Annotated in this window: 5 protein-coding genes; 4 read left to right on the top strand and 1 reads right to left on the bottom strand. The window is 60.7% G+C overall.

The window, feature by feature from the left end; all coding sequences use genetic code 11:
* Positions 1-7: 7 nt before the first annotated feature.
* From purH to FEE99_RS07500, 4 genes are all read left to right on the top strand, one after another.
* The gene (purH, locus tag FEE99_RS07515) at positions 8-1,615 is read left to right on the top strand and encodes a bifunctional phosphoribosylaminoimidazolecarboxamide formyltransferase/IMP cyclohydrolase (RefSeq protein ID WP_041480673.1); all 1,608 of its coding nucleotides are present in this window, start codon (positions 8-10) and stop codon (positions 1,613-1,615) included.
* A 172-nt stretch (positions 1,616-1,787) separates the two neighbouring features.
* Positions 1,788-3,083, top strand: a complete 1,296-nt coding sequence (purD, locus tag FEE99_RS07510; RefSeq protein ID WP_041480674.1) for a phosphoribosylamine--glycine ligase — start codon at positions 1,788-1,790, stop codon at positions 3,081-3,083.
* Between the two features lie 99 nt (positions 3,084-3,182).
* Complete coding sequence (locus FEE99_RS07505) at positions 3,183-5,960, top strand: hybrid sensor histidine kinase/response regulator (RefSeq protein WP_041480749.1); 2,778 nt, start codon at positions 3,183-3,185, stop codon at positions 5,958-5,960.
* A gap of 62 nt (positions 5,961-6,022) precedes the next feature.
* Positions 6,023-6,619, top strand: coding sequence for a MarC family protein (locus FEE99_RS07500; protein ID WP_016771870.1), 597 nt, complete (start codon positions 6,023-6,025; stop codon positions 6,617-6,619).
* A 78-nt stretch (positions 6,620-6,697) separates the two neighbouring features.
* Here FEE99_RS07500 and FEE99_RS07495 read toward each other — a convergent pair whose 3' ends face one another.
* Positions 6,698-13,804 (bottom strand): TcdA/TcdB pore-forming domain-containing protein, encoded by a 7,107-nt coding sequence (locus tag FEE99_RS07495; RefSeq protein ID WP_052392227.1) that lies wholly within the window; start codon positions 13,802-13,804, stop codon positions 6,698-6,700.
* Positions 13,805-13,927: the final 123 nt, after the last annotated feature.

Below are 13,927 nucleotides of genomic sequence, written 5' to 3'. Positions count from 1 at the left end.
AATTGAGATGACCGACCAGACTACCCGCCTGCCGATCCGCCGCGCCTTGATCAGCGTTTCCGACAAGACCGGGATCCTCGAATTCGCCAAGGAGCTCGAAGCTCTGGGCGTCGAGATCCTCTCCACCGGCGGAACGTTCAAGCTGCTGCGTGACAACGGCGTTGCTGCAGTGGAAGTCGCGGATTACACCGGTTTCGCCGAGATGATGGACGGTCGGGTGAAAACCCTGCACCCGAAAATCCACGGCGGCATCCTCGGTCGTCGCGGTACTGACGACGCGATCATGAACGAGCACGGCATCAAGCCGATCGATCTGGTAGCGGTCAACCTGTACCCGTTCGAAGCGACCATCAACAAGCCAGGCTGCGACCTGCCGACCGCCATCGAGAACATCGACATCGGCGGGCCGACCATGGTCCGTTCGGCAGCGAAAAACCACAAAGACGTGGCCATCGTGGTGAATGCCAGCGATTACGCCAACGTCCTGGAAAACCTCAAGGCCGGCGGCCTGACCTACGCCCAGCGTTTCGACCTGATGCTCAAGGCCTTCGAACACACCGCCGCCTACGACGGCATGATCGCCAACTACATGGGCACCGTGAACCAGGGCGCTGAAACTTTGAGCACTGAAGGTCGCAGCGAATTCCCGCGCACCTTCAACAGCCAGTTCATCAAGGCCCAGGAAATGCGCTACGGCGAGAACCCGCACCAGAGCGCGGCGTTCTACGTGGAAGCCAGGCCTGCCGAAGTCGGCATCGCCACCGCCACCCAGCTGCAAGGCAAAGAACTGTCGTACAACAACGTGGCCGACACCGACGCTGCGCTGGAATGCGTGAAGAGCTTCGTCAAGCCAGCCTGCGTGATCGTCAAGCACGCCAACCCGTGCGGCGTGGCGGTCAGCCCGGACGCTGAGGGCGGCATTCGTCAGGCTTACGAACTGGCCTACGCCACCGACACCGAGTCGGCGTTCGGCGGCATCATCGCCTTCAACCGTGAACTGGATGCCGAGACCGCCAAAGCGATCGTCGAGCGTCAGTTCGTTGAAGTGATCATCGCCCCAAGCGTCAGCGAAGAAGCTCGTGCCATTGTTGCCGCCAAAGCCAACGTACGCCTGCTGGCCTGCGGCGAGTGGTCGGCTGAGCGCGCCGCTGCCTGGGATTACAAGCGCGTCAACGGTGGCCTGCTGGTGCAGAGCCGTGATATCGGCATGATCAGCGCCGATGACCTGAAAGTGGTGACCAAGCGCGCGCCGACCGAACAGGAAATCCACGACCTGATCTTCGCCTGGAAAGTCGCCAAATACGTCAAATCCAATGCCATCGTCTACGCCAAGAACCGCCAGACCATCGGTGTCGGCGCCGGCCAGATGAGCCGCGTCAACTCGGCACGCATCGCCGCGATCAAGGCTGAGCACGCCGGTTTGCAGGTGGCCGGTTCGGTCATGGCGTCCGACGCGTTCTTCCCGTTCCGCGACGGTCTGGACAATGCGGCCAAGGTCGGCATCACTGCGGTGATCCAGCCGGGCGGTTCGATGCGTGATGCTGAAGTGATTGCCGCTGCCGACGAAGCCGGTATCGCAATGGTATTCACCGGCATGCGCCACTTCCGTCACTGATTCCGCTCCCTCTGGATGCAGGCTCTGTGTAGGAGCTGACGAGTGAAACGAGGCTGCGATCTTTTGATCCTGTTTTTATATAGCAAGATCAAAAGATCGCAGCCTTCGGCAGCTCCTACAGGGTCCGAGCACAGAGGTTTGGCAGCGCCCCACAGAATTTGAGGTTTTTGAAATGAATGTTTTGATCATTGGCAGCGGTGGCCGTGAACACGCTCTGGCCTGGAAAGTGGCTCAGGATCCGCGTGTGCAGAAGGTTTTCGTTGCACCGGGCAACGCTGGCACCGCCATTGAAGCCAAGTGCGAGAACGTTGCCATCGACGTGTTGGCGCTGGAGCAACTGGCCGACTTCGCGGAAAAGAACGTTTCCCTGACCATCGTCGGCCCGGAAGTGCCGCTGGTGGCTGGCGTGGTCGATCTGTTCCGCTCCCGTGGCCTGGACTGCTTCGGTCCGACTGCCGGTGCTGCGCAACTGGAAGGTTCGAAAGCCTTCACCAAGGATTTCCTCGCCCGCCACAAGATTCCGACCGCCGATTACCAGAATTTCACCGAGATCGAGCCGGCCCTGGCTTATCTGCGTGAGAAAGGCGCGCCGATCGTGATCAAGGCCGATGGCCTGGCTGCCGGCAAAGGCGTGATCGTCGCCATGACCCTGGCCGAAGCCGAAGACGCCGTGCGTGACATGCTCGCTGGCAACTCGTTTGGCGACGCCGGTTCACGCGTGGTGATCGAAGAATTCCTCGACGGCGAAGAAGCTTCGTTCATCGTCATGGTCGACGGCAAGAACGTGCTGCCGATGGCCACCAGCCAGGATCACAAACGCGTCGGCGACGGCGACAGCGGCCCGAACACTGGCGGCATGGGTGCTTATTCCCCTGCCCCGGTGGTCACCGCCGACGTGCACCAGCGCGTGATGGATCAGGTGATCTGGCCGACCGTGCGCGGCATGGCCGAGGAAGGCAACGTCTACACTGGTTTCCTTTATGCCGGTCTGATGATCGACAAGGCCGGTAACCCGAAAGTCATCGAGTTCAACTGCCGCTTCGGCGATCCGGAAACCCAACCGGTGATGCTGCGTCTGCAATCGAGCCTGGTGCTGCTGGTCGAAGCCGCGCTGGCGCAGGCACTGGACAAAATTGAAGCACAGTGGGATCCGCGTCCGAGCGTTGGCATCGTTCTGGCTGCTGGCGGCTACCCGGGCGACTACGCCAAAGGCGCAGCGATCAACGGTCTGGACGCAGCGTCAGGTCTGGAAGGCAAAGTCTTCCACGCAGGCACCGCGTTGAAGGACGGTCAGGTCGTTACTGCCGGTGGTCGTGTACTGTGTGCCACTGCCATGGGCGCCACCGTGGGTGAAGCTCAGCAGCAGGCCTACAAACTTGCCGCTGCCATCGACTGGGAAGGCTGCTTCTACCGCAAGGACATCGGCTACCGCGCCATTGCCCGTGAACGCGGCGAAACCCAGGAGTAAGCGATCCATCAGGCCTGGCGCGGGATGCCATTCCTCGCCGGGCTGTTCGGTCGTCGCGCATCGTTATATTCTGGCATCAACCTACGAAGGGATTTCGCCGTGCGCTGGCTCAGGATTGCCATAAGCTTCACCGTCACGCTGATGACCTTGCTCTGCATGCTCCCGGCCCAGGCCGCGCAAGGCAGTGGCTGGTCGGTATTGCTTGACGATCAGGGCATCCTGCAACTGAGCGACATCCGCTCCGCTCGTTACACCAATCAATTCAGCCCCATCGAGCTTGACCGTCTGACCGCGGCCGAACCCGACGGCGCCCTGTGGCTGCGCTTCAAACTGGCACCGGGCAAGCACGAACAAGTGCTGCGCATCTTTGCCCCCGACCTGTCCCAACTCAATCTCTACGTGCTTGACGGCGACCGGCTGATCGAGCAACGCAATACCGGCAACGAACGGCCGCAGGCCGAACATCCTTTGCCAAGCAGCGATTTCATGCTGCCCCTGCCCCAGGCCGACAAGCCGCTGGACGTCTACGTACGCATGGTCTCCGGCCATCAGCTGCGCCCGCACATCACCCTGCAAGCGGCAATCGAGGGCGCAGCCGATCAGAAGCAGACGCTGATTTTCGGCCTGCTGTTCGGCTGCCTCGCCATGCTCCTGCTGCACAACCTGGTGCGCTACGCCTACTCGCGCTCGCGCAGCAGTCTGTGGCTGGCGATCTGTGAAGGTCTGCTCGGGCTGAGTCTGTTCCTGTTGCTCAACCTCGCCGGTCCGTGGCTGCCGAACTGGCAAGCCATTCAGACGCCGGGCGCTTATCTGGCATTGCTGCTGACCGCCCCAGCCGGATTGATGTACGCCCTGCGCTTCTTTGCACCACTGGGCCAGCATCCGCTGAACAAACTGCTGTGGGGCGACATTCTGTTGATCGTCACGTGCAGCCTGTTGCTGTTGTTCGTCAACACCTTGCCGCTGAACATCATCACCTACGCACTGGTCGCACTGGCCGGCCTGAGCATGTTGCTGGTGGGTTTCTATCACTGGCAGAAGGGCTATCGCCCGGCGCGTCTGTTCGTCGCCGCCATGATCGTGTTCAACATCGGCACCCTGGTTATCCTGCCGGCGCTGCTGGGGCTGACCCTGGTCACGCCGCAAGGCCTGATCATGACGCTGATGGTGTTCATCTGCATCAGCGGTCTGCTGATGAGCGTCGCCTTGGGCGAGCGACAGCGCAGCATCACTGAAAGTCGTTTCAGCATCAGCCGCGACCTGGCGGCAAGCAACGCCGAAATCAACGCCAAAGCCGAATTCCTCGCCAAGATCAGCCACGAAATCCGCACACCGATGAACGGCGTACTGGGCATGACCGAGCTGCTGCTGGGCACGCCGCTGTCGGTCAAGCAACGCGATTACGTGCAGACCATCCACAGCGCCGGCAACGAACTGCTGACGCTGATCAACGAGATCCTCGACATCTCCAAGCTCGAATCCGGGCAGATCGAACTCGATGACGTGCAGTTCGACCTCAACGCCTTGATCGATGATTGCCTGAGCATCTACCGGGCCAAGGCCGAACAACAGAACGTCGAGCTGATCAGCTTCATCCAGCCGCAAGTGCCACGGGTAATCAGCGGCGATCCGACGCGCCTGCGCCAGACCTTGCTGAGCCTGCTGGAAAACGCCCTGAAGAAAACCGAAGAAGGCGAAGTGCTGATCGTCGTTGCACTGGATGAGCGCAGCAGCAAGCCGCGCCTGCGCATTGCCGTGCAGGACAGTGGCGTGCCGATGGAGCCGGAAGAGCGCGAAGCACTGTTGCACGCCGAATTGCACAGCAAGCACTTCCTCTCGGCCAATCGCCTGGGCGGCAATCTCGGCCTGGTGATTGCGCGCCAACTTATCCGTCTGATGCAAGGCGAGTTCGGCATCAAGAGTGGTGCCACCCAGGGCAGCACTTTGTGGCTGACCTTGCCACTGGACCCGGATCGCCTCGAACATCCGACCTCCGATCTGGACAGCCCGCTGCAAGGCGCGCGGGTATTGGTGGTCGACGACAACGACACTTGCCGCAAAGTGCTGGTGCAGCAGTGCAGCGCCTGGGGCCTGAATGTCAGCGCCGTGCCGTCGGGCAAGGAAGCGCTGGCGCTGCTGCGCACCAAGGCGCACCTGCGCGATTACTTCGACGTGGTCCTGCTCGACCAGAACATGCCCGGCATGACCGGCATGCAACTGGCAGCGAAGATCAAGGAAGACCCGAGCCTGAACCACGACATTCTGCTGATCATGCTCACCGGCATCAGCAACGCGCCGAGCAAGATCATTGCGCGCAATTCGGGGATCAAACGAATACTGGCCAAACCGGTGGCCGGCTATACGCTCAAGACCACGCTGGCTGACGAGCTCAATCAACGCAACAAGGGCCAGGTCGCGTTCCAGCCGCAGGTCGTTACGGCGGCCACAGCGGCCAAAGTGCCGAGCGACTTCCGCATCCTCGTCGCCGAAGACAACACCATCTCGACCAAAGTGATCCGTGGCATGCTCGGCAAGCTCAACCTGCAACCGGACACCGCGAGCAATGGCGAAGAAGCGCTGCAAGCGATGAAGGCCCAGCGTTACGACCTGGTGCTGATGGATTGTGAAATGCCGATCCTTGATGGCTTCTCCGCCACTCAGCAACTGCGCGCCTGGGAAGTCAGCAATCAGCGCATCCGCACACCGGTTGTAGCCCTCACCGCGCACATTCTTGCCGAACACAAGGAGCGCGCCCGGCAGGCCGGCATGGACGGGCACATGTCCAAACCGGTCGAGCTCTCCCAGTTGCGCGAGTTGATCGAACACTGGGTTGCCCAACGCGATCAGCAGAACCGGGCCACGACCCAGCCGTCGTAAACCGACAGAATCTGCGGTGCCTGATAGACTCCCCCCGACTCCATCGCCAGTGAGCTTGCATCATGCTCCATGTGTTGTTCAGCGTTTATCTGAAGATGCTGGTGCTCTACAGCCCGTTCTTCGTGTTGTCCTGCTTTATCAGCCTGACCCGTGGCTATTCGCGCAAGGAACAGCGGCGTCTGGCGTGGAAGGTCGCCCTCGCCACACTGATTTCCAGTGTGCTGCTCTATTTGTTCGGGCGGGTGATTTTCGATGTCTTCGGCATCACCGTAGACGCCTTTCGCATCGGTGCCGGCAGCGTGTTGTTCATTTCCGCGCTGGGCATGGCTCAGGGCAAACCGGCGGTGCAGGCTGATAATGTGCAGCAGGACGTGACCATCGTGCCGCTGACCATCCCGCTGACGGTCGGCCCCGGCACCATCGGCGCCTTGCTGGTGATGGGCGTCAGCCAGCCGCACTGGGACGACAAGCTCACTGCAATCATGAGTATCGCCCTGGCCAGTTTTACTGTCGGAGTGGTGCTGTATCTGTCCAATCGCATCGAGCGGATTCTCGGCGATCAGGGCTTGCAGATTGTCAGCCGCTTGATGGGATTGTTTGTTTGCGCACTGGCGGCGCAAATCATCTTTACCGGTGTGAAAGGCTATCTAGTGCCTTGAGTGTTGTTGCAGCGCAACCGCCACAACGAAACGCCGCGTACGGTTACCGTTCGCGGCGTTTTGCTGTGCGTAGAGACATCAGCGCAGCGCTGCGATCACCGCTGTCAGGCTGACCGTGGCCTCTGCGCCGCGCACAGTGGCAAACGCTTCCAGCCCTTGAGCCAGCGTGAACGTGTGTGGCCGCCCGGCAATGGGCAGCATCAGTAGCAGTGGGCGCTGTCCGTCGAAATTACGCAATATCAGACTGTGCCCGGAGTCCGGATCGGTCAGTACCACACCGTCATCGACCCGTGACATCCACCAATGCCCGCACTCGTCCAGATCCAGATCCAGCAGGCAAGGTTCTGCCGTTTCAGCATCCGAAGCCTGTCGTCCATCGACCACGATGCAGTCCAACCGCTGGAAGGACGCTTGCGCCAGCCGATAACCCGAGGTCTGCGCACCGAAAGTCAGCAGCAGCCTGGTGACGCCATCGGGCAACAATGTTTCGATCTCTGTGATGTCATCACCTACCTCAAGCACCATGACCTCGGCGTCGCGATGGGCATAACTGTCGGGCAGCCAGACGCCGTCGTTCGGGCCGGCGCTGAAAATCAGTTGGTCGACCGGGTCGAACAGCATCGGCTGCTTCGACCCGCGCGTACCGAGGAATGCCGACCACTGTCCGTCACTGCGCCCGGCCAGATCGAACAGCTGATCAAGTTGCGGCAGGTAATACAGATAGCGTCCGGTTGCACTTGCCACTTGTATGACAGGCGCGTGGGCATGCCCGTGCAACAATGCTCGCAGGCGTGCACGTAACTGTTCATCGCTCTGCCCCGGCACATGAGACCAGCGATTTTCCACGCCAACGATCATTGCCGGCTGGTTATCCAGCAATTGCAGATGCACCCCGTCGAGGGTCTGCGCAATCAGCCCTTCACCCTGGCGCCGCACCTCAGCAAAAGTCCATGACGTCCAGACCTTTTCAGGCCTGTCGAGCACCTCCGGTTTCAGCAAACGATGGTCAGCGGCAAACACTCCCCGCAGTGCTTCGATCGCCATCAGCGGCTGGCGGAAAAGTTGTCCGGCGCTGACCTCAAGCAACCAGACAGCGCTTTGATCCGGGGTCAGACCGAGCAGCGCCAGCTCCTTGCCCTGACCGATATCGGCCACAGCGACTTTGCCATCGACACACCACACAGTCAGGAACGCCTGACCTGCCCCATCTCGTAAACCGAAGACCGGGAACGGCAGCAACGCTGCGACCGTGGCCAGCGAGGGCAATGCGCTCAACCAATCGGGATTTCGCTGCAGCCAGCGCTGCCCAACGCCGGCGAACCGGAGAATCGAGGGTTTATCGGCCTGATCGAGCCATGCCTCATCGCTTCTGTGCGCAAGGGAAGGTACCCCGTACTGAAACACAATCACCTCGTCGATCGCTGCCGCTGCCGGCACGTCGACGATATCGACCTCGAACAGACGGCCGTCGTCCTTGGTAGCAAGGTAGCGCTGGTCCGCCTGGTTGATTTCGACCACATCGTGTTCGATCACCACATTCTGCCAATGACCGACACGGGGTTCGATGCCGCGGCTGATCGTCCGCTCCTGCTGGCTATAGAACAGCACCGCGTTGTTTTCAGGGCTGGACGGCATCAGCATCAACAAGTCTTCGGGCCAGGACAGGTCTTGCCTGGCCTGAATGCACTTGCCCGTCGTCTTGTTCAGCCAAGCCCTGTCGCGCAACTGCGACCCGGCATAGCCCTCGACAACAATGAACGGAGCACAAGACCAATCACTGCTGCTGGCGGCCATGTCTGACGAGACGCCCATGTCCGGGGCATCGGTTTGTCGAAGCGCTTCACGCGGCTCGAACCGATAGTCATCGGCGGCAAAAGCGATCTGGCAAGCGGTCAGTTCTACATGCTGCCCGCTGATCCGGTACTCGACCGTGGTGGTGCCATGCAACGCTTCTGCCGTCAGCTTCTGCGTAATCCGCAGCGCTCCATCGGCTTGTTGTCGGCAGCCGATGATGGTCGAACCTGTACGCGGATTTTTCAGACGGTAGCGATGCTGGACAGTGCCGGTCAGCACATCGACCCGCCATACCGATGGATGATCGGGATGGTAGAACCACGCATGGCCGGCGTTGACGCCTGCCAGAACCACACCCTCGTTCACCTCCAGCGGCAGGTTACGCGCGAACAGCACCCGATCCCGCGCAGTGTCGTAATAGCCGGTAGTCACCACTGGCCGGTTCGGCGAATCGAACGGCACTCTGAAGTTACGCAACGGCAAATAGGCTGCGGTCAGTTGCCCGCTTGCGACCTGAGCGCGCAAATAGCGCTGCACCGGCGCCGGGATGCCGCTGGCGGTCATGTTGGCGCTACGCAGTTGAGTCGCAGCGTTGTTTTCGTAGTCGAGGACAACGCCGATCAGATGCAGGCTGCGGCCCGTCCAGTCGATCCGGAACAGCCCCTCGGCCAGCTCGATGACGCCGTCAAAACGATTCAACACGAGGCCATCGACCAGCATGTCAGGTGCGCTGTCGATGCTGTCCCGTGGTTTTGCACGAAAGCTGACATGCTCGACCCGTGCCCAGGACGCCTGCACCGTCCAGGTCACCTGTTCCCAGCCCCGCGCTTGCTCGAAATTCACCGCCAGCAGGCCTGGCACCAATCGAATCCGGAATTGCCCCTGCGGTGCGGTGATCCGGTAGGCAATCTTCTCGCGCCACTCTGGCGGCAGGTCCGGAACCAACAGCTGACTGACCTCTGCGCTCAACTGCACCTTGATCGTCGTGGCCATGAATACCGGATGCAGCTTGTAGAGGATGTGTGGCGCAAATGGCGTACTGAACAGGTAAAACACCCGGTTACCGAGCGCGTCATATTCCAGCTGATGTGCCAGGCGGTCGTGCAACCGCGGGTAGCGGGTTGTTGAAAAGGGCACGGTCCCGGCGCTGCCGAGTTGATATTCATAGCCGTAGTAACAGATTGGCGAACAAGGCAGCACCACCATCGTGGGCAAAGTACCCCAGACGCTGCCGACAGCAGGGCGTTGAAAGGCTCTGGGGATGTTGATCGCAGCATGCCGCCTGGCCGGATCATCGTCGTATTGCGGCAATTCCAGTGCACTGCCCTTCCAGGGGTAAAACTTCTGCCCTTCGAACGCCACCCTTCTGCTGTGCAGATCCACCTCGGTAATCACTGCCAGTGCGGGGAACTGCAAGACCGCACCAACGCTTTCGTAAGACTGCTGATAAGCGTCGTGAATCTGCGAGAGGTACTCGCCGATGGCCGCAGCCTTGTCCATGATCTGCCCGAGATTGCTGGCAATCGCGGTCACCCCGATACCCACGCCCAGTAGCGGCACGGCCAACGCTGCGGCGAACGCGCCCACCGTTCCGCCCGCCGCCAGGGCGACAATATCCAGACCCAGCGCCGCCGTATTGAACGCCAGGGACGTGGAGAATCGCGCCCGCTGCTCATGATTCTCTGCCTGCGTCAGGTTGTAGATGTCGAAGCCGATATTGGCCACGGAAAATGCCACCCCGACGCCCGTGGCGGCCTGCCCTGCCAGACGTGCGGAGAACGAGGTCTGCTGCAACGCCCGCTCGGCCACCGCTAAATGGCGCACCAACTGGATGACCTGCACTGCATCGCTGGCCACACCAAAGCCCAGCTGTGCATAACTGACGTACACCTGAAGTTGCAGGGCGACGGTCAGTGTCGGCGCTGTATCGCCAGCGCGGTACTCGCGCTGGCGCATTTCACTGATCAGCGTCTGGATCGCAAAGGCGAAACTGAGTCGGCTGCCACCGTCGTGATCAGCCGTCTGACCGGGCCTGGCCGCACCGCCCTGCACGAGTCGTTCGACGTATTGCCTGATTCTCTGAAAGCGCGAATCCCGGGTGCTGACCGTCCGGGCATTTTGCGCATTGCGCAGATCCATCAGGGTAATGCTGTGGCCGCCGTCGGCGTTTTTGCTGTGGGTATCGAGCAACGGCACGTAATCACGCGCCAGGTTGTGCTCACGGCGCAAACGCTCGGTCGCCTGCTCGAACTCGCTGGCCCAATAGCGTGCGTCCAGTTGCGCAAGGCTGGTGCCCAGTCGAGCGTTTTCCCCAAGAGATCGGGTACGGACCAGCGCTTGCTTGTGCCAGATCGAGGCTCCCTGTGGATCGGCCAGCGCAACGTTGTGCAGAAAACTGTCCACACGCAGAGCCGATGACAGCCTGCGTTCGGCGATCGCCGCAATGTCCAGCTCAGTGACGGTGAACTGCGCCGTGGCCATCTCACCCAGACCATAAAGCTTCGCCAGCGCGTTATCATCCGCGCTCAGATAACGCTCTACGCCACGTTGCAACTGCGCGCCATCGGCAAATCCGTAGAGGGCGAAGTTGGGATCGTAGAAGCGATAGGCCGCGTGCTCACCGGTTCGCACTTTGGCCAGCAGCAGGGCGTGGTCGCCAGTGTCGAGCAGCAGCACCGCAGGCGCCGCACTGACGTTCAGCGCGGCGATGATGCTGTCCAGGCGTTGCACGCCGCGAACGCTGCCGACCTCGCCGGTGGGTAAGGCGCGCAGTTCGTCCAGCGCACTGCGCAACGCCCGCGATACAAGTTCGTCGGGACTCGCGCTGGCGCTGGCGACATGCCCGACCAACGCCCGTTCCGCCGACTCGCCAGCTGCAACGGCGGCGCCCATCAGCAGCGCCAGCGGATAACAGCGGCGCCCCGGGTCGCCCGCGTTGCGCTGCAACAGATCCTGCGGCAACTGCTTGACCGACACCGCGCCAGCCTTGAAAAAGGTGTCACGCACTTGTCCGCTGCGCTGCAGGATCTGCGTGCGAAACTCCCGCTGCGCGCTGTGCTTGATCTGGCCGATACGTTCGCCCCACTGGCGCAGCGTCAGCGGCTCGGACATGGCTTGAACCTTGAGCTCGCGGGTCGTCGATGTGGCCGTCGGCAGGTCGCGTTCAAGTCCGTTTTCGAACGCCGCCGAGCGGCGCTGGCGCACGGCTTTTTCAATCGCATCGTAGCGCGCAAAAGTGCCGTCGCGGTCGGTGGCGATGGCCAGGTCGCGCACCTGTTGCCAGGTATCGGCGAACCCGACATCGTCCACGCTCGTCGCGCCGAAAATCCCCCCGAGCACGACTCGCATCGCGGGGCTCAGTTGTTCCAGCGGCAGCGTACCGTGGGCGATCCGGCTGAACAGTTCGTTGAGATGGCTGACCGATTCCGCACCATGGGAGGTCGGCACAACCACAGGTCCTTGCGCCAGCACTTGCTGACGGGCGTCGAAGTCGATGACCACGGCTTGAGCGAAATTGACCTCCCCGCTCAACTTGTCTCGCATCGCTCGAATGAACGGCTCGCCCAGATCATCCATCAAGCGTTGCAGCACTGAGGTCAACAGCACCGGTTTGCCCTCGACAACGGGCCAGCCGCGCTCGAAGGTCAGGCTTCGATCGCTGAGCAGGTTGGACAAGCGTCCGGCATAACGGGACTTGAGCTTCCCCTCGGCCCACCGGGCGTGTTCCTTCTCCAGCCAGTCTTTTTCCGTGCCCCTGACGATCCAGCCGGAAATGGTTTCCTCTTCGGTATTGACGTTGTAGCCCTCGCGCAGACGCTGTTGCGCCAGCACCTGACGAGTGAAAAACGGATCGCAATTGGCTTCGATATATTCATGTAATCCGGCGAGTGCCGCGCCAGGGCCGGTGAGCGTTACCGTACCCGCCGCGTCATTGCGGATACCGTCCCGATAATAGGTGACAACCGCTTTAAGCAATTGGTAGGCATAAGCTTCATTCCAGCTGGTGAAGTTCGACCTGACCAACATCTCTTCAATGACTGTCGCCGCGACCGTGGTCAGGGTTTCACCGTCGGCCCATCCGGATGCCGAGTTCGCCATGCGTCTTTCCACTTCCGCGAGCACGTCGTAATTGAGCCGAATGACTTGCATGATCGACATCGTCATGCCGCTGCCCGGCTGGGCGATGAAATGAGCGTTCATTTCTTCATTGATTTGCAGCCCCATGCGAAAGCCGTTCTCCGCAGCCTCCACGACTTTTGGCGCTATGAACAGTTCAAGGACGTCGGGTTTGCTGCGAGCAAAATCCTCGAGAAGTTGTTTATGCTGCTCTGGAAGACTGTCGGTCCTGTCAGGGTAATGCTGCGGATCGCGCCCCGGCATCAACTGCGGATTGTTGTTCAACAGAAGTTGCAGGACTGCGATTTTCTGCGTCTGACTGTAATCAGTGATATCGACACCGCCCAACTTGTCGAGCAGCGGCGGCAGATAATCCATGTCGGTATAACGCCCGCCTTCACGAAATTCCGCCTGCAAGCGCACCACATCGCTCGCTGCGGCGAAGTTGCCGCGCATCGACACTTCGCGGCGGTAGACGTCCGCCAACAAGTCATCGGCAAAGGCGTGAGTGACATCGCGTAATTGCAGATCCGGACCCACCATCGCCAGATGGCTGTCGAGGCAGCGCTGACGAAAAGCCTGCAGCGACGCGCGGTCCTTGCCATAAGCACGCACCATCAGATCGATGCGTGCTTCATCGGTCCGCCCCTTCCACCTCGGCTGGCTGAGGTAATCGACCATCTGCTGTTTCAACACCCGTGCACGCTCTTCAATCATCGTCGCCAGTTGCCCGGCATGCTTGAGGGCTGCACCACCGGATGCCATCGCATCAGCCCTGGCGCTGTCGAGAATGATCCGGTTCATCTCGAAAGCCAGTAACGCATCGCTGTCGTACCAGAGATTGAAGCGGTAACCCTCCGCCGCCATCACCTGGCGCCAGATATTCATGTAATCGCGCTGATTGACACCGACTTCGCTGCCGCCAACCCAGACGAAATGGATGACTTTCGGCACTGGCCGGGTCGGCCCCGACAACATTTCCACGGTCGTCGAAAGCCGCGACAGATAACGTTGCAGCCCTCGCGCAATGTCATCGACAGCCACCGGAACAGGGTTTTTATTGCGTTTCAACAGCGCTGCAAGTTGCTCTTGAAACAGGCTCGCCAGGGTCAACAACGACACCGGGTCAGTCGTTTGACCGGCTTGCTGGTAATAGTCGTTCAGCGCTTGATATTGGGGGGTGGCAGAAAGCTCCCGCAATGCTTTTGAGAGTACGGAATACTCTTGCGCAGAAATGAATGCTCGCCCGAACGAGTAATCGTTTTTTAAAGCCATCACACACTCCTTGTTTACTTAATGGCCCATTGACGCGCGCACTTTCGCGCCGCTGCAGAGCGGTAAATTGATTTGAACGACACTCGACAAGTGCTATGAACACAGCACCCTAGTGGGCGAATA

The sequence above is a fragment of the Pseudomonas sp. ef1 genome (assembly GCF_007293365.2).
Lineage (GTDB): Bacteria > Pseudomonadota > Gammaproteobacteria > Pseudomonadales > Pseudomonadaceae > Aquipseudomonas > Aquipseudomonas siliginis.
Note: the sequence above shows the minus strand (reverse complement) of the source record. Positions and strands in the feature narration are given on the sequence as shown.

What these genes read in the sequence shown, in the direction of transcription:
- purH (WP_041480673.1), top strand. Translation starts at nt 8, where the DNA reads ATGACCGACCAGACTACCCGCCTGCCGATCCGCCGCGCCTTGATCAGC.
- purD (WP_041480674.1), top strand. Translation starts at nt 1,788, where the DNA reads ATGAATGTTTTGATCATTGGCAGCGGTGGCCGTGAACACGCTCTGGCC.
- FEE99_RS07500 (WP_016771870.1), top strand. Translation starts at nt 6,023, where the DNA reads ATGCTCCATGTGTTGTTCAGCGTTTATCTGAAGATGCTGGTGCTCTAC.
- FEE99_RS07495 (WP_052392227.1), bottom strand. Translation starts at nt 13,804, where the DNA reads ATGGCTTTAAAAAACGATTACTCGTTCGGGCGAGCATTCATTTCTGCG.